Source organism: Gordonia namibiensis NBRC 108229, assembly GCF_000298235.1.
Classification (GTDB): Bacteria; Actinomycetota; Actinomycetes; order Mycobacteriales; family Mycobacteriaceae; genus Gordonia; species Gordonia namibiensis.
On record NZ_BAHE01000002.1, the window covers coordinates 216,398 to 238,806 of the forward strand.

Here is a 22,409-nt window from a genome sequence, read left to right on the forward strand (position 1 = left end):
CCGATATGCCTGCGCCTCGCCCGCACGACCTGTTGCGACTGTCCGACAGAACCTCATTACCCGCGGACGCGCCCGGCTGGGCAGCACAAGAGCTTCGGCGAACACCGTGGGTGGTGGTTCGGCGCGGCTCCGCGCCACACGGGCTCATCCCGGTCGGGGTGCGTGGGGACAACCGAGCCCAACGGTACGGAATGTACTCCCAACCCGACGACGTACATACGCTGGTCACACCAGAGTCATTGACGTGCAGCATCTCCACCCGATCGGTCGCGGCCATACACGCGCTACGCCTGGCACGCCCACTCCTCGATGCCACCGGCCTGGGATGGGGCCCTACCGGCAGCGTCGGCTTCGAACTCGCCACCGGCAAGCCCACTGCAACGCCCGACAGCGACCTCGATCTCCTGATACGCGCCGACGACCTACGAAACGAACTCCCCCTGTTGACATCGCTACATCACCAACTCCGAGCACTCCCGGCACGGGTGGATTGCCTGGTCGAAACCGCGTCGGGCGCACTGGCCCTCGCCGAACTGGCGGACAGCCGTACGGATCTGCTCCTCCGTACGCCGGGCGGACCGTGCCTCGTCGCACGATCGAGGCTGTCATGAGTTTGGCGCTTCTGTTCCCAGGCCAGGGTGCCCAGCACCCGAACATGCTCCGCGATCTCCCCGACAGTCCGGCGGTCGCGTCCACCCTGCACGAATCAGGCTGCCGCGCCGAGGCTCTCGACAGCGATACGGCATTGAAGGACACCTCCAGCGTGCAGCTGGCACTGCTCATCGCCGGAGTGGCCGGCGCGCGGGCACTCACCGAGGACCAGGGCCTGATCCCACAGTTCGTGGCCGGCCACTCGGTGGGCGCCTTCGCCGCCGCCGTGACCGCGGGTGTGCTCACACTCGCCGAGGCGGTGGCCGCCGTCGGACTACGCGGGCGCTTGATGGAACAGGCTTGCGCGCAAGGCGATTGGGGCATGCTGGCGCTGACCGGGCTACCGACGCGGGTAGCCGTGGAGTTGGTCTCCCAGATCGCCACCGAACACGTTCCGCTGTGGGTCGCCAACGTCAACAGCGCCACCGAGACCGTCCTCAGCGGCAGCGCGTCGGCTTTGCAGGCAGCGACGTCCGCGGCGCAGCGTGCCGGCGCACTCAACTCCCGACGGCTCGACGTCGCGGTTGCATCGCACTGTCCGGTACAGGAAGACACCGCGCGTCACATGGCGGAACAGCTCGCGTCAGTGCCCCGTAGAACCCTGACGGCAAGATGTCTCACGAACACGACCGGACGGGTTGCCACGTCGGCCGATGCCGTCCTCGACGACCTGGCGCAGGCAGTCTCCCGGCCGGTCCAGTGGTACGACGCCACCCGCCTGATGGGCGAACTCGGCGTCACTTGCGTCGTCGAAACCGAACCCGGCCACGTACTCACCCAACTGTTCTCCTCGGCCGTCCCGTCGGTCCTCGCCATCTCGTTGGCGGACGCCGGACTGTCCGCGACCGTTGACCGGGCGCACCGCACCTTGCGGAGCGAACAACCGCGATGACTGCCGTCGCACCAAGGGAATCCGATGGTTGACACATCGAGCACCGCAAGCGCGCTGACCTACGAGGTCGTCGTTGCCGACGGCGTCGAACGCCACACCGAACTCCGACTGCCCGATGGTGGGCCGATCGTGTCGTCTCCCCTGTCCTCGACGCTGATCCACGGCTGCAGAGAGATGGTTCTGGTCGACCCGTGCTGGACCATCCAGCAGACCACCCTGCTCGGCGACCGGATCGAGGCCACCGGCCGACGCCTGGTCGCCGTCTACATCACCCACGGTCACGGTGATCACTGGTTCGGTACAGCTCAACTGCTGAAACGTTTTCCAGGCGTGCAGGTCTATGCCACACCGGGAACGATCGCCCTTATGGACCAGCAGAACGCGGCGCGCCCGAGCTTCTGGGACATCCTGTTCCCCGGCCTCATCGGCCCCAGTCCCGTTCTGGCGAAACCCGTTTCGAGGCGCTACGGCCACAGTGGGTGGTCGCCGGTCACAAGAACAGGGATCTGCCGGACACCCCGACACGATCGACCAGACCCGCCGGTATCTGACCGACGCACAGGAACTGCTCGCCGGCAGACCGGCGCCACGAGAGTTCTATGACGCCATGCGCAAGCGACACCACCGGATCAACCTCGGCCCGCTCTGGAACAGCGCCGTTGGGTTGCTCAGCTGAACTGTCGCCCCCCCGTCACCAACTGAGACGCTTTCGATGAGTTGTCCCAAATCGGTCATACGAGATCGCCAGACCTGCTCCAATGACAGAGACAGCACGGACGTCGGCGGTGACTGAGAGGTCGGGATGGCGCACTACTACCCAGAACTGGCCGAGCGAGTCGCGCGGCAGGCCGACGAGTTGCCCGAGCTGTACGGCGACTTCGACTTCGACACGACCCCGGAACGATTCACCACCGACCCGGACGTGAAGTCGGCACTGCCGCGCCGACTGGGCGATCGCAACAAGTACCTGAACGACCCGCGTCTGATGGAGTTGGTCCACACATCGACCTTCTTGGCCGATGTACCCGCCGATCGGGTCGCTGCCCTGTCTGCGCGGTACCCGGTCTCCGAACTCGTGAACCTCGTCCGACGCGTATGCCGCGAGGGCGCGGAGAACGTTCCCGACGCTCCCCCGGAGATCGGCGAACTCATCGCGGTGATGCAGGAGAAGCCGGACTGGATCGACTTCGGTCTCATCGACGACGGCGCTGCGTACTCCCGACTGTATGCCGCGCTCGTGTCGCCCTTCATGACCCGAGGCGCATTCCTCGCGACCTTCACCAACAGCTATGCGGCACTGCCGATGACTATCACCGGCGCCTTGTCGGGCACCCGCGCCGCACACCGGGTCAACGAGACCACCGCCTACTTCGCGGTCACGGCACTGCCGGGGGGTCTCGAACGCTTCAGCGCGGGCTTCGAGGCCACCGTGATGGTGCGGCTGATGCATTCGATGGTCCGGTTCAACGCGTTGCAGCGAACCGGCCGCAACAACCGCAAGAAGCGAACCTGGGATACCAGGGTCTATGGTCTGCCGGTCCCCCAGATCGATCAGTTCCCGGCGGGCATGATCGGGCCGTACCAGAAGGCCGACAAAGCCGTCAGAGCGAACCGTGATCTGCCCTACGACGAGCGGGCGATGGTCGAGTTCCACCGCTACCGCGGATTTCTGCTCGGCCTACCCGAAGAACTGCTGCCCGGTTCCGCACAGGAGATCGTCGATCTGTTCAATGCGCGCGCCGCAACCTTGCGCTACGGCTACGACGACGACTGCCGCAAACTCGTCAGCTCCACCATGGACGCCTACCTGCGCCCGTCGGCGAGCACTTTCGACCGTGCAGCGGACGCCGTCGAAAAGAGCTACAGCAAACTGGCTTTCACCGCCACCTTCTGCGAGGGCAACTTCAAGAAGGCTGCCGACATGGGCGTCGACCTCTCGGTCACCGACCTCGCGCGAGCAGCGGCGACCGCGCCGTGGCTGACCAGCCGGTTTGCCGCGGTCCGCATCGCAGGCAGGCTCCCGGTCCTGCAGGATCTCGCCGACCAGTACATCACCGAGCTGGTCAAACGACGCCTCGACGACTACGGAATCCCCGAGTACACAACGGATTCCCGCGAGTACGCGCACTGACAACCAGACCGCGCCGGGGACGTCAGTTCGGCCGGATCGAGCGGTCTGGAAAGGTCAGGCGAGCCTCAGACCTGTCGGCACCCCGCTCGGGCGCTCGGAAGCGGGCGCCGGCGTGGCGCCGGCCCCGGAAACAGCAGCAAGCGAGTCGTCTCGCTTGGTGCCGGGGTGCTCCATGCGGCGTTGGAAACGTTCCATGCCGATGGTGAACACCGTGAGCCCCACTGGGGCGAACAGTCCCACGATGAGTGCGACCATGCGTCGTGCCTCCTGGTGTTCCGATACGTTGACCGGGAAGGTACTTAACCATTCGTTCGTATCGGTAAACATCGGATCTCGCTGCCGGCGACCGGAGCCCGAGCGCGAGCAGGCGGATCAGCGGGTGTCGATCCGGAACACTCCACAGCGGCCCGCGACGGCGGCGAATGCGTCGGGGGTGACGTCGGCGACCACGCCGGCGTCCTTCATCATCTTCGGGCCGTCGCTGCCCGACAGCTCGGGCCAGGCGCGGAGCACCGGGATCGCCTGATCGGCGGGCAGTTCGACGAGCCGGACGTCGGTCACATCGCCGCGGATCGACAGCTGTGCGAGTCCGTCGGCGGCGCGGACGTTGCGAGCCCAGTCGGCTCCGGGGAACCCCTCGAGGAGGTAACGCTCTCCGTCGAGGGTGATCACGGTCAGCGGCGTCCGCCGCGGCTTCCCGCTCTTTCTGCCGGGCACGATCAGGACCGGTAGCTCCTTCATCGCACCAAGGCGTTGGAGGAACAGGAACACCTTGTTCATCGGCTTGAGCCAGCGCGGAGGCGTGGCGGTTCGCGGTGACGTGGGCATGGTCGCTCCTTCCGGCGCCTTACTCCGTACACCGTACTAGGTTTTCGGTGGCGCGTACACCACCAGCGGCACGGTCAGCGTTGCACGTCGATCACCAGTCGTGTCGGATCGGTCAGCACATCGACAGTGAACGGCGCTCCGGGTTCGGACACTCCGATGAAAGACTGTGTGACGCCTTCGAATACGGGCGCGCCCCGCACCTCCACCACCGAGCCACCGGGTTGCGCACGAACCGGATCGGGGCCGTCATATGGCTCGGCGCCGCTGTCGCCGGGGTATGCCGACCCGGTGATCTGGACCTCCAGGATCGCCTCACCCGCGACGTCGACGGGGAAGCCACTTCCGTCCTGGAGCGCCTCGTCGACGTAGGCGACGCGCCAGCCGGGCCGCCCGTTTCCGCCGAGCTCGTAGACGACTCGATCGAATTCGTCGTGCCTGCCGGTCCGGATGTCGGTGACGGTGAGTCGGGCACCCTCACCCGCGGGCGCGGTCTTCGGTCTGGGGTTCCCGCCATCGGTCGCGACATCGGACGGCGTCGCACCGGGCATGGACGTAGGCGTCGACGTGACCGTCTCGGTCACCGTAGATGCGGCACCACCGCCATCGTCAGACTCGTCAGCAGAGCACCCCGCGACGACGAGAGCAGCGACGAACGGGACCAGCGCGGCGCGCACACGCATCATGAGCGCCCACGCTACCGGGGGTCAGGGCCAGAAGATGGTGCCGTTCTGGAAGTCCTGGGCGAAGCGGCTGCCGACGCGGTATTCGCCACCGAGCGGGACACCGTAGTACCCCTTCGCGGCGCCCTGCGCACGCCACTTCTGCAAGATCCCGCCCCACACGATCTGGGCGCCGCCGTTCGCCGACCAGGTGATCGTGCCGCCCTGGAAGTCGCTGGTCCGCCCCTTACCCGACTTGTACTCGTTGGTCGTAGGGAAGCCCAGCGCGCCACGCTCGGCGCCGATCTTCTGCCAGCGGGTCCGGATCGCGCCGCCGACCTGATGAGCCGTACCGCCGTCGACGGCGGGGTGCCAGTAGAACGAGACATTGCGGGCGAAGCTCTGGTAACGACCCTGCTTGGCCGAGGCTCGTTCGGGACCGGTCGGTGCGCCCCACTTCCAGGAACCACCGGTCTTGGAGTAGGCCTCCTCGATCTTCCCCCCGACCACGATCCCGTTGATCACCCGATCGGCCTGGGCGTTCGGAGCGAGAACAACCAGAGACATCGCGGCGGCGACGATCGCCAGGCCCGCCGAGGCATACCGCGACCGGCGACGGCCGGCGGCGGTCCGGGTGTCATCGGAGGCGCGTCGAAGCAGAGACGAGAGACCAGACATGGGCGTGATCATACGGATGCAGCGGATACGTCGTTAGGTCAGCTCACGATCCATGTCCCGAATCAATCGATCAACAGAGACGACACGAATAGTCGGAGCACTGCTCAGTATCGTCTTCTCGTTAGCTCGACCAGGTGACGTTTCAGCGTTTCGCGACGTTTTCGGGCGACGCTCTCTAGCTTTGGTCCAGACCTGAGCGGCGGAGGCCATATGAGCGATCAGACATCCCGAAGCGATGCGACCGAGGTATCCGCCGAATTCGGGTACAAGCCAGAACTGAAACGCACCCTCGGGTCCTTCCAGGTGTTCGCTGTCTCCTTCGCGTTCATCTCGGTGGCGGTCGGCATCTTCGGCACCTACGGGATGTTGCTGAACAACTCGGGGCCGGTGGGGATCTGGACCTGGCTGATCGCGTTGGCCGGCCAGCTGCTCGTGGCGCTGGTCATCGCACAGTTCGCCGCACGCATCCCGCTCAGCGGTTCGTCGTATCAGTGGGCCTCACGACTGGCCAACCCCCGCGTGGGGTGGATCTTCGGGTGGCTGACCTTCTGCTATCTGGTCACCGGCCTGATGGCGATCGACTTCGCAATGGCCAGCCAATGTCTGATGCCGCTCTTCAACATGGCACCTGACGAACAGACCGCCCGCGTCATCACGGTGGTCGTCCTGCTCGTGCAGGCGGCCCTGGCGATCGCGTCCACCCGACTCGTCGGACTGATCAACTCCTTGGCCGTGGGGGTCGAGGTCACCATTGTGATCGTGCTCGTCATCGCCTTGCTCGTGGCAGTGGCCGTGACCGGCGACGGCTCGGTCAGCAATCTCGGATCACGCGGCGTCGCAGTGGATTCGGCGAACTACTTCGCCTTCGGTGGCGGCCTGATGGCGGTGATGATCGTCGGCCTGGCGACCCTGGTCGGCTTCGAATCGGCGGCCAACATGGCGGAGGAGGCCAAGGATCCCCATCGCACGGTCCCCCGGGCGATCGTGGGTTCCGTTGCCGCCGCCGGCATCCTGGGGATGATGTTTCTCATCGGTCTGACGGTGGCCATCGACGACATCGCGAAGGTGACCGCCTCGGGGTCGCCGGTGGCGACGATCATGCGCGACCAACTCGGCGCCCCCACCGAACGAATCCTGCTGGTGGTCATCGCCATCGCCTTCTTCGGTGGCGGGCTGGTCTCGATGACCTCATGCGCACGTATCGTGTTCGCGATGTCGCGCGACCGCCGCTTCCCGGCCCACCGCCTCATGAAGCAGGTCAGCCCCCGTACTCAGACCCCGATTCCCGCAACCGTGCTACCACTGGCGATCGGGGTCATCGCGATGATCGTGATCCCAGGTGACGCGCTCATCGAACTCATCACTGCAGGAACCTTGTTCCCGGCGATCACCTACGGACTCGTCGTCACGCTGTATCTGGTCGTGCGCAAGCGCCTCGATCGACGGACCGGAGCCTTCGACCTCGGCCGATTCGAGCTGCCTGTCGCCGTCGTCGCTCTGGTGTGGACGGTGTGTGCCATCGTCATCCTCGTCTCCCCCAGTGACGCGACCGTTCCGGTCATCATCGTCGGAGGTCTGATTCTTCTCGGCAGCGTCTACTTCGCCTACATGTTGGTCTTCCGGCGAGAGGTCCTCGACACCGAACCCGGCCACGACGTCTTCGGCGGCACGGACGAGCGCCCGCGCGAGCACCCGGCCGCCGAGGATGCCGACATCTGAACCGGTCGTCCCGGGTTCGTGCCTAGTCGTAGAGGACGGCCCGTCCTTCTCGCCTCAGGACCTCGAGTCCCTCGCGGAACCGTTGGAGATACTCCGGGGAATGCGGCTCCCAGTCGGTCATCTCCCCGATGACCTGTACGGGTCGGTCGCTGCGATACGAATGCGTCGGGTTGCCCGGGAACTTCTTGTCCGTCACGTTCGGATCGTCTTCCACCGGGCCTTGCGGTTCGACGATATAGACCCGACAACGGCCGTCGCCTCGGGCCATCTCGGCAGCCAGGACCGCACCGTCCAGGACCTTCGTCATGTAGATGTAGTTGGCGGTGTGCTCGGGCCGATAGTTCGACTGATGGCCCGGCACCAGGTACTCGCCCACCTGTAGGTCCGCTCTGGTGCCATGAAACAACGCTCCGGATTCGTGCACCTCGAATCGTTCGGGTGTCTCGGCCATGTTCGCCACTGAAAAACCTCCCCGCAGCACAGTTGCCGAGCCATTGTGCACTCGCTCCCGGGTCTTGCCGCAAGCCCCGTACCCGCCGATAGACTGAAAGTGGAACGACACATTTTCGTCGTGCCCGGTCACGATTTCCCTACCCCGAAACCGCCGCTGCCGTGGTTCAATTCGTCGTGCGCGTAAGTCACTTGATCGCAACCGCCGCAGCGACTGTCCTGGTCGTCGGGACCGCCGGGTGCTCTGCCGGGGCCGGGAAGCCGGCCCCGCAGTCGTCCGCGGTGACCACGACAACGCAGGCTCCGACGACGGCTCCGCCCGTCCCCGAGTCCTCTGATGGACTCCGCATCGAACGGATCGAGTATCTCGACCCCGCCGAGGCCGACGCTGCCGAGAACTGGGCCAACCTCTATCTACCGGCCGGCGACCACGAGGACGGGTCCGTTCCACTGGTCACCATCATCCACGGCGGCGGCTGGGAAAGCCGCGCCGGCGCAGAACAATTCGACGACATGGCGCGTGACCTGGCCGTCCGCGGACTCGCCGTCTACAACCTCGAGTATCGCCGGGTCGGCACCGGCGGCGGATGGCCGACGACCTTCCACGACGTCGCCCGCGCACTCGACCACGTACCCACGATGGCCGAGGCACATCCGGAACTCAGCATCGACGACGAACTGGTGATCGGCCACAGCGCCGGAGCGCAACTGGCCGTCTGGGGCGGCACCCGGCACCGACTCGACGACGACGAAGTGGGCTCGCGGCCGGCTTTCGTCCCGTCCCGCGTGGTGTCCATCTCCGGCCCACTGGACATGCGCTACGCCGTGAACCACGGCAACGGCCGGGTCATCAAGCAGATCCTCGGCGGCACACCAGATCAGGTACCCGAGCGATACGCGTCGGTGGACCCGATCCAGAACCTCGACCCTGATCTGCCCGTCATCCTCTTCCACGGTCTCGCCGACGACGATGTGCATCCCAACAACTCCCGGCACTACACCGCCGCAGTCCACGCGGCCGGTGGCAGAGCCGAGTTGAATCTGGTGGACGGTGAAACGCACACCTCACTGGTTCACCGCAAGTCCCCCGCCTACCAGCAGATCCTCGACCGTCTCACCGTCGTGGCCACCACCGAACTCGCCAAACTACGCAACGGCTAGGGCCGCCTGGTGTGCGATCGATCGGGCGCGGCTAGATCGCCGCGTGCTGCAATCTGGCGGCGAAGTCGATATGTCCCTCATAACCGACCGATTCGGCGAAAGCTCGATACTGCGACACGATGCTCGAATAGGCGGGATCGCGGCGAGCACGTGCGAGCAGCGGACGCGATTGCTGTGAGACGACCTGGGTCGGACCCCAACGGCCCGTGTCCGGATATCTGTGCATGCGGCCGAGTATCTTCTCGGACTCGCTGATGTCCGACGCGCCACCACGATCCAGCAGCACAGCGACGAGAAATCCGGTCCCGAGGATTGCCGGCCCGATCCGTCCTGCGGCCCAGAGCTCATCCAGTGCCGCCCGCATGGTCTCGATCGCGTGGTCCCGCTCTCGTCGTCCGAACCTCGCCCGCTCACGGGCGGTCATGAGGGCGGCGATCGGGACGAGATAGACGCTGCCCCTTTTCGCCCACACATCGCGAGCCTGCTCCATCACCTCGAGGCCTCGTCGACGGTCGGCGCCGGAGTCGCGATTGAGCAAGACGATCCCCAACACGTACTCGGCGAACATCAACGCGTTGTCGTCCCCCACCCGCTCCGCGGTCTGCAACGCCTCCTCCCCGAGACGAACCGCGCGGTCGTCGGCGCGTAGGACGCCGAATTGGATCGCCAACCCGACGGTCCAGTTGAGGACGAGGGCGAAGTACTGAGGACTGTTGATCCTGGCCAGCTCGATGGCATCCTCGATGTCGGTCCGCCAGCCTTTCAGGCCTTGCATCCATCGGACTACTCCGCGGAACGCGGTCGCGGTGGCCAATGGCGACGCCAGTCCAAATCCGGCCCCTTTCGTCGGATCGCCACCGGCCAGATCGATCACCATCTGCGCACAGCGTCGGACCTGGTCGACATTTCCGGCTTCGAGCCAGTTGACGAACAGCGGCGGGGTCAAGGCCATCGTCAGGTTCGGGTCACCGATGGCCTCGAGTGCTGCAATCTGTTCCGATGACAACCGCGCGCCTTCAGCGATGCGTCCCGCAAAAATGAGGTCGGCGGTCAGGCCGGATCGACCGATCGCGAGAGACACGGCGTCTCCGGCTTGTTCGCACAATCGGTTCAACTCCGCGAAGCGGACGTCCGACCGGCGTACTCCGTAATCCTGCCAATCGGTCGCGCACAGCATCGTGGTCGGTGCGATACACATCGCCAATCGATCCGGATCGTCGTCGGGAATCGCCTTGGCGATCTCGGCTGCCTTCTGCCAGCTGGACCGCGCGACCTTCACGTCCCGGTTCATCGAGCGTGTCGCCGCGCGCATGTGCCATGAGTAGGCGGCTCGGAGTTCGCCTGCGGCACGGAGATGTTCGGCGATGATGGCCGCATTCCGATCCACGGACCCCGGTTCGGTCGACTCGATCGCCGAGGCCACGCGTCGATGCCACACGGCACGTTGGGATCGCAGCATCGAACGGTAGGCCACAGCCCAGATCAGCGGGTGCCGGAACATGTACTCGACCTGCTCACCGACCAGGACCTCGTCGAGGACTTCGGCGTGCAGGAGTTCGTCGACCGACGAGTCCAGGTCCAGAGCGGGAAGCAATCGGGCGTCGAATCGGACCCCGATGACCGACATTGCGAGGACAGCCCGCTTTGCTTGCGCACCCAGAAGGTCTATCCGCGCCTCGATGGTCGCCTGGATGGTGGCCGGCACCGCGACATCGGCGACATCCACGGCGGTGACGTAGGCACCGCGTTCGCCGTGCAGAACTCCTCGCTGCACCAGCTCACGCACCATCTCCTCGGCGTAGAAGGGGTTGCCGCCCGCCTGTTCGGCGACCTTGTCCACCAACTGTGCGACGGATTGATCGGTTCCCGTCAGGTCGGTGATGATCCGGACGACGTCGCCGTCGCCCAGAGGGTCGAGTTCGACCACCGGTGTATCGGTCACACATCGGAGGGCGCCGTGGTAGTCGGGCCGAGCGGTGATGATCACCAGCGTGGGAGTCCGTGGGACGGCATCGAGGAGCTCAGTCAGGGTTGTCTCACTGGGTTTGTCGATCCACTGCGCGTCTTCGATGATCGTCAGCGACGGTTCCGTCCGCGCCAGGGTTTCACCCTTGAGCAATGCCGTCAGGCGCCGGCGTTTCGCATCGGGTTCGATTTCGGGCAGCGACTGGCCGGGATCGGCGATGCCCACCAGATCGTCCAGCAACAGGAGGTCCTGGTTGCATGCGTCCGGAAACCGCGCACGGACCTGTGCTCTGGCCGCTCCCACATCGCCGTCGTCGAGCCCCAGCGCGGAGCGCAACAAACCGGCCAGCACGCCGAATGCGATGTCCCTCCGGTGAGTATCACCGAAACCCCAAGTGACCTCGAACCCGCGGGAAAGGGCGCGGGCTGCCGATTCGCGAGCCAAGCGGCTCTTACCGATCCCGGGCGAGCCGACCACGACGACCACGCCGCCCCGGCCACAGACTGTCTCGTCCATCATGTGGTCGACGACGGACATCTCACGACGCCGCCCGATGAGAGCGCTCTCGGTCGGCCTCCGACGTGCTATCCGCGGGGCGAGGGTCAACAACCGTCTCGCCTGCACCGGCCTCGTCGAACCCTTGATCCGCACCCATTCCGGTTCACCGAGCGCTGCCACGTCCTGAACCAACCGTGCGGTCGCCAGTGAAAGCATCACCCCGCCGGGCGGTGCCACGGATTCCATCCGCTGCGCCATGCCGACCTGGCGCCCGATTGCGCTGTACCCCAACGACGCATCGCCAACCGCCCCGGCGATCACCTCCCCGGAGTTCACGCCGACGCGGAGTGCAAACTCGACGCCGTCGCGCAGTCGCACATCCTCGGCGAGACGACGCGCCGACTCCTGTATCTCGAGCGCGGCCTGGCACCCCCGAAACGCGTGATCCTCCAACGCTTTCGGCGCTCCGAAGATCGCCATGACACCATCGCCGGTGAAATCGACGCGCCCACCGCGCCGCCGGACGACCGCAGCCGATCGCTCCGCCAGTGACGTGATGATCTGTTGCCAGCGCTCGGCGTCCAGAGCAGCCGCCAGGTCCATGGATCTGACGACATCGGCGAAGAGGACGGTCACCTGCTTGTATTCGGTGACATCACCCGAGTCAGTGGGTACTCCGCATTCGTCGCAGAACTTCGCGTATGTGCGCAACGTTGTACCGCACGATCTGCATGTCATGCTCGTCGTCATCCGAGCACCACCTTCGGTTTCCGAGGTGCCTCGGGACAAAGGATAGTCACCTGTCGACGAGCGTGGAACCCCGGAAGTCAGTGTCTTCGCCTACGACTCCGGTCTTACGACCCGTACACCCCCAACGGTGCCAGTGCGACGAAATTCGCAGTACCGACACACATTTCGGCTAACTAACTGCGGACGCACCGCTGCCCTCGACATCGTCGCAGGTCACCGGCGGCGCAGCGAGCGAGGTCACCGCGATCGCCGTCAGCTCCGTCCGGTCCACTCCGCCGTTCGCCAGGACCTCCATACCTCGGGTGACCGCCACGAAGCAGGCCGCAAGTGCGTGTGCGTCTGCCGCAGAATCGATCTCGCCGCTGTTCTGCGCATCGGTGATGCACTGGCGGTAGATCGCCTCGAGTCGGCTGAATCCGAATTCCTCGATCGCCGACGTGGCCACGTCCGAGTCCCGGTGAGCGAGGCGAAGCGCGTGCCGCTCGTCGCCTCGGACAGCCGTCGGAGATCGCCGAGGGGTCGCGGCGTGTGCGTAGGCGTTTGACGTCCTTCACCTCCGGGGTATTCGACTCCGCGCACACAAACTTCTGTGGGAGGCCAACGGTGAACAGCAACGGCACACGGTCAGATCGAGTCTCGGCGCAGTCCCTCGCCCTGCCGGGGGTGGTTCTCGGCGTCGGGTTGGGCGGGTTCATCGACGGAATCCTTCTTCATCAGATCCTGCAGTGGCATCACATGCTGACGAGCACGGACAGCGACCGCATCGGACTCGACCACTACCCTGCCGACACCGTGCACGGCCTCGAGATCAACACCCTCTGGGACGGACTGTTTCACGCCTTCACCTGGCTCGCCGTGCTCGTCGGGCTCGCGCTGCTGTATTCGCGTGTCACCCGATCCCGGCAACGATTGTGGACCTCTCGCGCACTGTGGGGTTGGGTTCTGGTCGGGTGGGGTCTGTTCAACCTCGTCGAAGGGATCGTCGATCACCACATCCTCGGTATCCACCACGTCCGCACCGGGGACGACCAAACTCTGTGGGACATCGGCTTTCTGATCCTGGGCGCGGTCCTCGTGCTGGCCGGATGGGCACTACAGCGATCTGCCGCACCACGCGCGACGCCGCCGGCGAAGCAGCACACCTCGGCGTCGTCGTGAACGTCGCCCACCAGGCAGAACCCGGTGCGATGTCCGCCGGTGCCCTGGCGGCGATGACGGTCCTCGTCCTCGCCGCAGCGATCTACCTCGTAGCCGCACGCCGGTGCCACCGGGAGCCGCGCGGATGGAACCACTGGCGCACCGCGAGCTTCCTCGTCGGGCTGATCCTGCTGGGATTTGCGTTGCGGCCCAGCATATCCGAATCATTTCCAGACCACATGATCGGCCACCTCCTGCTCGGCATGTTCGCTCCGCTGGGCCTCGTCCTGGGCGCACCCATGACGCTGCTCCTACGGACCGCGTCACCATCGACGACCCGGCCGCTGGTGCATCTGCTCAGATCCCGGCCGGCCCGCATCCTCACACACCCCGCATTCCTGCTCACCGCGGTCATCGGCGGATTGGTTGCGCTCTACTTCACGCCACTGTTCACCATCGCCGACGATCATGCCGCAGTGCATGCAGCGATCCACGCGCACTTCTTCATCTCCGGTTATCTGTTCGCCTGGATGATCGCCGGCCCCGACCCGGGGCCGGACCGCCCATCGGTGCGGATGCGGATCGTGGTTCTCGGTGTCGCGGTTCTCGGGCACGCCGTCGTCGCGCAACTGATCTACGCCGGCCTGTTCGTCGCCGTCGACGCTCCGCCGGATGAGCTCCGGACCGGCGGCACCCTCATGTACTACTGGGGCGACATCGCCGAGATCCTGCTGGCCTTGGCGCTCCTACTCACCTGGCGGCCGGACCATCGCGGGACGGCCGAGAACCGGGGCCGCCCAGCGACGCAGGCCGTCCCCGGGTGATTTCAAGGCAGTTTGTGCCACCGGCCGGACAAAATTGCACCCGTTTCACTAGGTGAGATTTGAGCGATCTGGTCGGTCCACCTTCGGTTCTCGACTCGACACCGGCAAAGTCGCCGACGACAGCAGAGCCAGCTTCTCGGCGTCTGCGCTACCCGGTTCCGGATGGAAGATGACGAGTTCGAGCCCCGGTGTCCCGTCGATGCTCATCCGCTCCCGGTACAGCGTCATCTCCCCGACCGTCGGATGATCGAACTGCATCGGGGCGCCGAACTGGGCCTTGACGTCGTGCCGTGCCCAGAGTTCGCGGAACCACGGACTCGCAAGGGACAACTCGCCCACCAGCTCGACGAACCGCGGGTCGTCGACGTCGGTGCCGACCGCTCGACGCAGGTTGCCGATCAAGCATCGCGTCGAGTTCCGCCAGTCCGGGTACAGGGCTTGATCGGCGGGTTCCAGGAACATGTCCCGAAGTTGGTTCCGCCCCACTGCGAACCGCGGCGACAGCGCCGTCGCCGAGGCGTTGGCGACCAGGATGTCGAAGTAGCGGCCCTCGACGTACGCGGGCTGACCGAGGCTCTCCACCAGTTTCTGAACGCCCACCGGCACAACCTCTTTGCGAGCACGTCGGCGGGGTCGTCGGGGTTGATCACCGACCAACGACAGCAGATAGGCGACGTGGTCGTCGTTGAGCTGAAGGACCCGCGCCAGCGACTCGAGGACCTGCGTCGACGGGTTCCGGTCGCGGCCGCGCTCCAGGCGCAGGTAATAGTCCGCGCTGATCCCCGCGAGCATCGCGACCTCCTCGCGTCGCAGACCCGGCACGCGTCGCACCCCCATGTCGGGGATGCCCGCCTCTTCCGGTGTCACGAGCCCGCGGCGAGCCTTCAGATACTCGCCGAGCGTGTTGGGCCGGTTGGTCATGCCATTCAGCCTAGGTCGAGCCGCGCGGATGAAAGGGGGTCCTGCCACACCCTGGGACAGCCGGAGCACTGCCGAATCGCGCGGCGCATCCATAGCGTCGACGACACGGCCCACCTCGGGCACAGACGGAAGGGATCCACTCATGACAGTCACGCTCATCACCGGGGCCAACAAGGGAATCGGTTTCGAGACGGCCCGCCGGCTGACCCGGCTCGGACACACCGTCTACATCGGCGCGCGCGACACCGAGCGGGGTGAGAAGGCCGCCGCCGAAGCCGGTGCGCGGTTCGTGCAACTCGACGTCACCGACGATTCGTCGGTCGCCGGCGCGCTCGCCCGGATCGACGCTCTCGAGGGACGCCTCGACGTACTGGTGCACAATGCCGGAATCTCCGGGGACTGGATCGTCGACGGTCCGACCGCCGCGCGGGTCTTCGACACCAACGCCGTGGGCATCGTCCGGGTCACCGAGGCGGCACTTCCACTGCTCCGCGAATCCGATCACCCACGGGTCGTCACGGTGTCCAGCAGTGCCGGATCGTTCTGGGCGGTGACGAACCCCGATCGTCCCGAACACGGTTTGACCGCCACGCTGTACGCGGCGTCGAAATCCGCGGCGACGATGCTCACGCTCCAGTATTCGAAGGCCGAACCGGCGATCAAGTTCAACGCGGTCGAACCCGGCTTCACCGCGACCGACATGACGGCCTCGACCGGAATGACCGGCGGACGGCCCGCCGAGGACAGTGCACGTACCGTCGTGCGCCTGGCGACGATCGGCCCCGACGGACCGACCGGAACCCTGCAGGACGAGAACGGAATCCTCCCCTGGTGATGGCGGGTTTGGAGGCCGGTCAACGGGGTTACGCTGAGACATGGTCTTCCAACGCGATGTCGCACCCGGAATCCATCGCCTCGAACACGCGTACACCAACCAGTACCTGGTCGAGGACGGCGACCGACTGGTGCTCGTCGACGCCGGACTGCCCCGCTCGTACGGGCCCCTGGTCGACGCGATCCATCACCTGGGTCGCGACGTCGATGCGGTGTCCGCGCTGATCATCACCCATGGGCACTTCGATCACGTGGGCACCGCACGGCGCCTGGCCAAACACTGGCGCATACCGGTGCACATCCATCACGACGACGCGTGGCTCGCAGCTCATCCCTATCGGTACGCGCACCAGAACGCCACCCGGTTCGGGGTTCCGCTGCGCAACCCGCCATCGTGGAAACTGCTCGGCCGCATGGCTTCAGCCGGAGCCTTCCAGGTCCGCGGAGTCGACGAGGCCCAGGTGTCCACCTTCGGCGAAGCCGCCGAACTCCCGGGGAAGGCCACGGTGGTGCCGACCCCTGGACACACCTTCGGCCACGTCTCCCTGCACTTCCCCGACCGCGACGCGGTGATCTCCGGCGACGCACTGGTCACCCTCGACCCCTACACCGGGGCACACGGGCCCCGGTTGATCGCCGGGTCCGCGACCGCCGACCTAGAGCGGAACCGAGCATCGCTCGACGCCCTCGCGAGCACCGGCGCGAAGTCCGTCCTGCCCGGGCACGGCGTCCCGTGGCACCACGGTGTGGCGGCGGCCGTGGAGCGCGCCCGCCACACCGACAGCTGACACCGGTCGGTCCGCCCTACTCAGTCGAGACGTTCGTAGATCGTCGCGTTCGCGAGACCGCCTGCCTCACACATCGTCTGAAGCAGGTACCGCCCACCCCGTTGCTCGAGGGCGTTCAGGCCGGTGGTGGCAAGTCGGGCTCCGCTGGCTCCCAGCGGGTGACCGAGGGCGATCGCCCCGCCGTTGACGTTCACCTTGTCCAGGTCGACGCCGAGCTCCTGGGCCCAGGCCAGTACGACCGGCGCGAAGGCCTCGTTGACCTCGAACAGGTCGATGTCGTCCAGGTCGAGTCCGCTGCGCGCGAGCACCTTCCGGGTCGCCGGGATGATGGCGGTGAGCATCAGGAGCGGATCGTCGCCGGCCACCGCGATCGTGTGGACCCGTGCCCGCGGGCGCAGTCCCAACTCCGCCGCCTTCTCCTCGCTCATGACGAGGACGGCGGCCGACCCGTCGCTGATCTGGCTGGCACTGGCGGCGGTGATCTTCCAGTCGATCTCGGGGAACCGCTGCGCGATCGCCTCGTCGTAGTACGCGGGTCGGAGGCCACCCAGACTCTCGAGGGTGCTGCCCACCCGAATCCCCTCGTCGGCGGTCAACCCGGCGATCGGTGCGAGCTCGGCGTCGAACAACCCGTTCTTGGTCGCCTGCGCCGCCAGTTCGTGTGCGCGCAGGGAGAACTCGTCGATCGCGGTGCGGGAGATGTCCCATCGCGCGGCGATCAGTTCGGCGGAGATGCCCTGCCCGACAAGTCCATCCGGGTAGCGGTCGTCGAACGCGACACCGTTCAGGTCCGACGCCCCCACCGCGGCCGAGCCCATCGGCACCCGAGACATCGATTCGACTCCCGCGGCCACGACCACGTCGTAGGTGCCCGCGATGACCCCCTGGGCGGCGAACGCGATCGCCTGCTGTCCGCTGCCGCACTGGCGGTCGATCGACACACCGGGTACCGACTCCGGATAGCCCGCCGCCAGCAGGGCACGCCGTGCGATGTTGAAGCTCTGCTCACCCACTTGACTGACGACTCCGGTGATGACGTCGTCGATCTCCGCGGGATCGATGCCTGTGCGGTCGACGATCGCCCGGAGACTGTGTGCGAGAAGGTCGACCGGATGGATGTCGTGCAGCCCACCCGAGGGCTTCCCTTTCCCGATCGGAGTGCGCACCGCGTCCACGATGACTGCAGTTGCCATGTCTGACCTCCATCTAGGTGGATCGTCGCCGACGATCCGCAGGTGGCTGACTTTTGTCGGCCATAGTCAGAGATCTACGCCCTGACTATGGTTCTGTCAAGCCAGGGTAGGATGGATCACATGATGAAGTTGGTGGGACCGCTCGCGGAACGTGACCGGTGGGAGGCGACGCACTGCTCGATCGCCAAGGCGGTCGAGCTGGTCGGCACCCGATCGGCGATCCTGATCCTGCGCGAGGCGTTCTACGGCGCGACCCGGTTCGACCAGTTCGCCCGCCGTGTCGGCATCACCGATGCGGTCGCGTCGGCCCGGTTGAAGGAGCTCACCGAGGCGGGTGTCTTCACGAAGGTGCCCTATCAAGAGCCTGGCCAGCGGGTCCGTTACGAGTATCTGCTCACCGCCATGGGCCGGGATCTCTTCCCGGTTGTCATGTCGCTCTGGCAGTGGGGCAATGACCATCTCCAGCCCGACGGCGCACCGCTAACGGTCACCGACGCGTCCCACAGTCCGGTTCGGGTCGGGGTGGTGACGGGCGAGCAGAAGACCCTCGACCCCGAGGATGTCGAGGTGAGGGTCAACCGCTCGGTGCGCTGAGCGCCCGGTCACGGATTCGTCGCAAGACGGATCCACCTGATAGTCTCGGGCTCACGTTCACGCGGTGCTGTAACCCGCTTGTTGAACCAGAGGCCGGGACGCTTACAGGAACCCCCGGTCTTGTCCAAACTTCCGCGGGCCCGGCGACCTACTTCGCTGCCGTGCGCCGCAGCTTGGTGTTGACGAATTCGCCCAGGCCCCAGCGTCCGAGTTCACGGCCGTAACCCGAACGCTTGACGCCGCCGAACGGCAGGCCCGGCAGGGTGGTGCCGTGCTCGTTCACGTAGGCCATGCCCACCTCGAGCCGGTCGGCGACCTCCTCGGCCTTCGCGGTGTCGGTGCTCCACACCGACCCACTCAGACCGAACTCCACATCATTGGCCAACGCCACGGCCTCCTCCGCCGAGGACACCTTGTACACCATGGCCACCGGGCCGAAGATCTCCTCGGAGTATGCGTCCATGTCGGGCGTGATGTCGGTCAGCACGGTCGGCTGGAAGAAAGCGCCGTCGCGATCGATCACAGCGCCGCCGGTCCGTAGCGTCGCACCCTGGTCGACCGCGGTCTTGACCTGGTCGGCGACGGTGTCGCGCGCCGAGATCGATGACAGCGGCCCCATACGCGTGGACGAGTCACCCGGGTCCCCCACCTTCGTCGCCTCGAACTTCTCGACGAGTCCTTGCACGAAGTCGTCGTAGAGCTCCTCGAGCACGATGAACCGCTTGGGCGAGTTGCAGGCCTGTCCCGCATTCGACAGGCGGGCCCGCGCGGCGATCGTGGTGGTTCGGTCCATGTCGGCGGAGTCGAGCAGGATGAACGGGTCCGAGCCGCCCAGCTCGAGGACCGACTTCTTGAGGTTCTCGGCGGCGACCTTGGCCACGGCTGCGCCGGCTCCCTCGCTGCCGGTCAGCGACACCCCGCGGATGGCTGGATGCGCCAGAAGCTCCGCGACCTGGCCGCTGCTCGCGTACACGTTCGCATAGACATCGTCCGGCACCCCGGCATCGTGCAGGATCTCGGCCATCAGCGCCGACGATGCCGCGCAGATCGATGCGTGCTTGAGGATGACGGTGTTACCGGCCAACAGGTTCGGAGCAGCGAATCGGGCCACCTGGTAGTAGGGGTAGTTCCACGGCATCACACCGACCAGCGGTCCGATCGGCGCCGTCTGGACGATCGACGACTCGGCGCCCTGGGGATCCAGTTCCTCGCTGACCAGGAGATCCGGGCCGTGTTCGGCGTACCAGCGGTAGATGTCGGCGGCGAGCTGCACCTCACCTGCCGCCTCCTTGGCCGGCTTGCCCATCTCGGTCGTGATCGTCGATGCCAGTTCGTCGGCCCGCTTCTCGTACAGGTCCGCGGTCCGGGACAGGATGGCCGCACGCTCCGCGACGTCGGTGCGTCGCCAGCTCTCGAAGGCTTCGAGCGATCGTGCCGCGAGTCCGTCGATCTCGTTGTCGGCGAGTCCGGGGAACTCCCGATCCGTGACGCCTGTGGTGGGATTCGCGGTGACGTAGGTGCTCACAGAGAACCGTCCTTCCGATGTCGGTGGTTCTGGTCGGCTGCGTTGATGGGCCCACACGATGGGGCGCAGCCCGAGTCTCGAACGGGTACCCGCGCGACCTCGGCGCAAACACGAACACCGCGGGCCCGCTCGCCACGCCGCGCTCCTCCGTTCGGACGAAACTCGGTGAAACCCAGGTCGCGAACACGCGGACACTCGTCCCAAACCTCGGCGGGTCGGCGACGTCTAGTACATGATTGAGCGGATATCGCCGACGCGGAGCGTGGGGGCGCACCGTCGGAAAGCAGTAGGGGGAGAAATGTCGATCTGGCAGAGAGCCGTCGTCCTCGCATGCGCGGGTGTCGTCGCCGTGACCGGAAGTCTGACCGTCGGGGGGTCGGTCGCCGCTGCGCCGAGCGATGGGTCGAGTCGTGAGGTGTCACGCGTGCTGTCCGTGTCGCCGACGACGCCGACGCGTTCGACCGTGACGGTCTATTCGGCCGCGATGGAGCGACCCGTCCGTGTCAGCGTGCTACTCCCCCGAGACCGTGAGAAGCCCCGCCCGACTCTGTACCTCCTCGACGGGATCGACGGCGGCATCTACACCAACTACACGCAGAGCGGTTGGACGTTCCAGACCGACATCGTGAAGTTCATGGCGGACAAACCGGTCAACGTGGTCATGCCCATCGGCGGGATGGCCGCCTACTACACCGATTGGCAGAAACCGGATCCTGTTCTGGGACGGAACAAATGGGAGACGTTCCTGACCAAGGAGCTGCCCCCGCTGATCGACAAACGCTTCAACGGCAACGGCCGGAATGTCATCGGGGGGCTGTCGATGGGCGCGTTGGGCGCGATGTCGATCGCCGTCCGTCACCCCGACCTCTATCGCGGTGTGGCAGCGTTCAGCGGCTGCCTCGACCAGGGCGCTCCCGAGTACCGTCAGGCCACGGCCGCGTCGGTGTCGACCCGAGGCGGCAACCCCGACAACATGTGGGGCCCGGTGGGCCACTCGACGTGGGACGACCACAATCCGGCCGCTCACGTGGACGCGCTGAAGGGCAAGCCGGTCTACGTCGCCGTCGGCAACGGCCTGCCCGATCCGTCGCTGGGAATCGCCGGCCTCGCCTCCCCGGTGGGCGGTGTACTCGAAGGTGTTGTTCTCCAGTGCACACAGAGTTTCAAGCGCCGGGCCGATGCCGCAGGCGTCAAGGTCACCTACGACTTCAGATCCGGACTGCACTCCTGGGGCTACTGGAACGAAGACCTACACCGTGCGTGGCCGACCATCGCCAGGGGACTCGGCGTTCCACGCTGACAGGGTCTGCCCAGAACTGTGCGTGGGACCGGGCGCGTCGCGCCCGGTCCCACGCACAGGTGTGACTATCCGGCGGTGAGCGCAGCTCGTCGGGATCGGCTGCGGACCGGCCGATGCACTCCGGCCGGTGCCTGCCGGAGGTCGAGTGTCCGGCGAGCCACCTGGAGGTGATGGCGGGCTATTCCCAACGCGGCGTGGTAACCGACCCGGAACTCGCTGTCGTCGGCGTCGGCGGCCCACCGCCCCTCCCGATCGAGACGATCCAGGAGTCCCTGGATGATGTCGAAGTCCCGGCGCAGACCCCCTGAGACCACAGCTGCGCCGACGAACGCGTCGGGACGGAGAGACTCGGTCGTGATCTCGTCGAGGACGCAGACGCGAGCGAATGTCATGCCTGCCCGGAATCCCCGAAGCAGCTCGGACTGCGGCCGCTCGACCGCGGCCAGCGTCGAGAAACGGTCGTGGAGATAGGTGAGGACCTCTGCGAGATGCGTGTTCTGTTCCACGTCATCCCACATTCTTCCGTTTTCGGATGATCGAGCTGTCTTCGCTCGCACGCTTCTTCTCGCGCCTCAATTTCAATTCTTGGCGCCGTTTTTTCGAACTGGAATTCTTTTCTGCCATGATTCCTCGCTGACATGAATGATGAAGTGAGGTTGGAGACCCACTCACCTCCGTGACCATAGCCCAGAAAAAATAAAAGTCCAGTCGCCGCCCATCGCGGCTCGTCTCTACCGCTCCGCAGCACTGGGTGTCACTTAATAACCTGCACCGCAGTTGCTTTCGAAGTAGAGCAGGCCCAGGAAGGAAGCCGACTGGCTTTTATATTTTTTTCGGCTAGAGTCCGTGTCACCGGCCCGACCGGCCGGTTTTCAGTGGAAGGAAGAGTCGCCGTGCAAGCGGTTGTCAT

Annotated in this window: 23 protein-coding genes; 12 read left to right on the plus strand and 11 right to left on the minus strand. The window is 66.0% G+C overall.

Annotated elements, in window-relative coordinates:
* The first annotated feature begins 5 nt into the window (after positions 1-5).
* From GONAM_RS22285 to GONAM_RS01215, 4 genes are all read left to right on the plus strand, one after another.
* Positions 6-611: a malonate decarboxylase holo-ACP synthase gene (locus GONAM_RS22285; RefSeq protein WP_040534931.1), complete on the plus strand. Its 606-nt coding sequence runs from the start codon at positions 6-8 to the stop codon at positions 609-611.
* On the plus strand, positions 608-1,543 hold the full coding sequence (locus GONAM_RS01205) for an ACP S-malonyltransferase (RefSeq protein ID WP_006864948.1): 936 nt from the start codon (positions 608-610) through the stop codon (positions 1,541-1,543). The genes GONAM_RS22285 and GONAM_RS01205 overlap by 4 nt, the downstream gene beginning before the upstream one ends.
* Before the next feature lie 24 nt (positions 1,544-1,567).
* Positions 1,568-2,146, plus strand: a complete 579-nt coding sequence (locus tag GONAM_RS01210; RefSeq protein ID WP_006864949.1) for an MBL fold metallo-hydrolase — start codon at positions 1,568-1,570, stop codon at positions 2,144-2,146.
* Between the two features lie 199 nt (positions 2,147-2,345).
* Positions 2,346-3,674, plus strand: a complete 1,329-nt coding sequence (locus GONAM_RS01215) for an oxygenase MpaB family protein (RefSeq protein ID WP_006864950.1) — start codon at positions 2,346-2,348, stop codon at positions 3,672-3,674.
* A gap of 54 nt (positions 3,675-3,728) precedes the next feature.
* Here the strand turns inward: GONAM_RS01215 and GONAM_RS01220 are convergent, their stop codons facing one another.
* From GONAM_RS01220 to GONAM_RS01235, 4 genes are all read right to left on the minus strand, one after another.
* Complete coding sequence (locus GONAM_RS01220) at positions 3,729-3,929, minus strand: hypothetical protein (RefSeq protein ID WP_245548546.1); 201 nt, start codon at positions 3,927-3,929, stop codon at positions 3,729-3,731.
* A gap of 117 nt (positions 3,930-4,046) precedes the next feature.
* Positions 4,047-4,502: a nitroreductase/quinone reductase family protein gene (locus tag GONAM_RS01225; protein ID WP_006864952.1), complete on the minus strand. Its 456-nt coding sequence runs from the start codon at positions 4,500-4,502 to the stop codon at positions 4,047-4,049.
* Positions 4,503-4,576: 74 nt separating this feature from the next.
* A complete protein-coding gene (locus GONAM_RS01230) occupies positions 4,577-5,185 on the minus strand; it encodes an AMIN-like domain-containing (lipo)protein (protein ID WP_006864953.1) in 609 nt (202 codons plus the stop codon).
* A gap of 21 nt (positions 5,186-5,206) precedes the next feature.
* Positions 5,207-5,839: an LGFP repeat-containing protein gene (locus tag GONAM_RS01235; RefSeq protein ID WP_006864954.1), complete on the minus strand. Its 633-nt coding sequence runs from the start codon at positions 5,837-5,839 to the stop codon at positions 5,207-5,209.
* 210 nt (positions 5,840-6,049) lie between these two features.
* Between GONAM_RS01235 and GONAM_RS01240 the strand changes: the two genes are divergently transcribed.
* Positions 6,050-7,558, plus strand: a complete 1,509-nt coding sequence (locus tag GONAM_RS01240) for an APC family permease (protein ID WP_006864955.1) — start codon at positions 6,050-6,052, stop codon at positions 7,556-7,558.
* A 22-nt stretch (positions 7,559-7,580) separates the two neighbouring features.
* Here the strand turns inward: GONAM_RS01240 and arr are convergent, their stop codons facing one another.
* A complete protein-coding gene (arr, locus tag GONAM_RS01245) occupies positions 7,581-8,009 on the minus strand; it encodes an NAD(+)--rifampin ADP-ribosyltransferase (protein WP_040535037.1) in 429 nt (142 codons plus the stop codon).
* A 281-nt stretch (positions 8,010-8,290) separates the two neighbouring features.
* Between arr and GONAM_RS01250 the strand changes: the two genes are divergently transcribed.
* Positions 8,291-9,169 carry an alpha/beta hydrolase gene (locus GONAM_RS01250; RefSeq protein WP_006864957.1) on the plus strand — a complete coding sequence of 293 codons (879 nt, stop codon included), beginning with the start codon at positions 8,291-8,293 and terminating at the stop codon, positions 9,167-9,169.
* Between the two features lie 31 nt (positions 9,170-9,200).
* Here GONAM_RS01250 and GONAM_RS01255 read toward each other — a convergent pair whose 3' ends face one another.
* Both GONAM_RS01255 and GONAM_RS01260 read right to left on the minus strand, forming a co-directional pair.
* Positions 9,201-12,344: an ATP-binding protein gene (locus GONAM_RS01255; RefSeq protein ID WP_006864958.1), complete on the minus strand. Its 3,144-nt coding sequence runs from the start codon at positions 12,342-12,344 to the stop codon at positions 9,201-9,203.
* A gap of 208 nt (positions 12,345-12,552) precedes the next feature.
* The gene (locus tag GONAM_RS01260) at positions 12,553-12,828 is read right to left on the minus strand and encodes a hypothetical protein (protein WP_006864959.1); all 276 of its coding nucleotides are present in this window, start codon (positions 12,826-12,828) and stop codon (positions 12,553-12,555) included.
* A 158-nt stretch (positions 12,829-12,986) separates the two neighbouring features.
* Between GONAM_RS01260 and GONAM_RS01265 the strand changes: the two genes are divergently transcribed.
* Together GONAM_RS01265 and GONAM_RS01270 are read left to right on the plus strand one after the other, a co-directional pair.
* Positions 12,987-13,541 carry a DUF2243 domain-containing protein gene (locus GONAM_RS01265; RefSeq protein WP_006864960.1) on the plus strand — a complete coding sequence of 185 codons (555 nt, stop codon included), beginning with the start codon at positions 12,987-12,989 and terminating at the stop codon, positions 13,539-13,541.
* Positions 13,469-14,344, plus strand: coding sequence for a cytochrome c oxidase assembly protein (locus tag GONAM_RS01270; protein ID WP_245548547.1), 876 nt, complete (start codon positions 13,469-13,471; stop codon positions 14,342-14,344). Before GONAM_RS01265 ends, GONAM_RS01270 begins: the two co-directional genes overlap by 73 nt.
* A 48-nt stretch (positions 14,345-14,392) precedes the next feature.
* Here the strand turns inward: GONAM_RS01270 and GONAM_RS01275 are convergent, their stop codons facing one another.
* Entirely contained in the window at positions 14,393-15,265 is an 873-nt protein-coding gene (locus tag GONAM_RS01275) for a helix-turn-helix domain-containing protein (RefSeq protein ID WP_040534939.1), read from the minus strand.
* Positions 15,266-15,407: 142 nt separating this feature from the next.
* Between GONAM_RS01275 and GONAM_RS01280 the strand changes: the two genes are divergently transcribed.
* Both GONAM_RS01280 and GONAM_RS01285 read left to right on the plus strand, forming a co-directional pair.
* Positions 15,408-16,100, plus strand: a complete 693-nt coding sequence (locus tag GONAM_RS01280; RefSeq protein WP_006864963.1) for an SDR family NAD(P)-dependent oxidoreductase — start codon at positions 15,408-15,410, stop codon at positions 16,098-16,100.
* A gap of 40 nt (positions 16,101-16,140) precedes the next feature.
* Positions 16,141-16,887: an MBL fold metallo-hydrolase gene (locus tag GONAM_RS01285; RefSeq protein WP_006864964.1), complete on the plus strand. Its 747-nt coding sequence runs from the start codon at positions 16,141-16,143 to the stop codon at positions 16,885-16,887.
* Between the two features lie 20 nt (positions 16,888-16,907).
* On the opposite strand, the gene GONAM_RS01290 is transcribed toward GONAM_RS01285, so the two are convergent.
* Positions 16,908-18,080, minus strand: coding sequence for an acetyl-CoA C-acyltransferase (locus GONAM_RS01290; RefSeq protein WP_006864965.1), 1,173 nt, complete (start codon positions 18,078-18,080; stop codon positions 16,908-16,910).
* Between the two features lie 120 nt (positions 18,081-18,200).
* On the opposite strand from GONAM_RS01290, the gene GONAM_RS01295 reads away from it, so the two are divergent.
* Positions 18,201-18,674 carry a winged helix-turn-helix transcriptional regulator gene (locus GONAM_RS01295; RefSeq protein WP_006864966.1) on the plus strand — a complete coding sequence of 158 codons (474 nt, stop codon included), beginning with the start codon at positions 18,201-18,203 and terminating at the stop codon, positions 18,672-18,674.
* Between the two features lie 148 nt (positions 18,675-18,822).
* Here GONAM_RS01295 and GONAM_RS01300 read toward each other — a convergent pair whose 3' ends face one another.
* The gene (locus GONAM_RS01300; RefSeq protein WP_006864967.1) at positions 18,823-20,199 is read right to left on the minus strand and encodes an NAD-dependent succinate-semialdehyde dehydrogenase; all 1,377 of its coding nucleotides are present in this window, start codon (positions 20,197-20,199) and stop codon (positions 18,823-18,825) included.
* Between the two features lie 298 nt (positions 20,200-20,497).
* Here GONAM_RS01300 and GONAM_RS01305 point away from each other — a divergent pair, with 298 nt between their 5' ends.
* The gene (locus GONAM_RS01305) at positions 20,498-21,499 is read left to right on the plus strand and encodes an alpha/beta hydrolase (RefSeq protein ID WP_006864968.1); all 1,002 of its coding nucleotides are present in this window, start codon (positions 20,498-20,500) and stop codon (positions 21,497-21,499) included.
* 65 nt (positions 21,500-21,564) lie between these two features.
* Here the strand turns inward: GONAM_RS01305 and GONAM_RS01310 are convergent, their stop codons facing one another.
* Positions 21,565-22,005, minus strand: a complete 441-nt coding sequence (locus GONAM_RS01310) for a hypothetical protein (protein ID WP_245548548.1) — start codon at positions 22,003-22,005, stop codon at positions 21,565-21,567.
* Between the last annotated feature and the right edge of the window lie 404 nt (positions 22,006-22,409).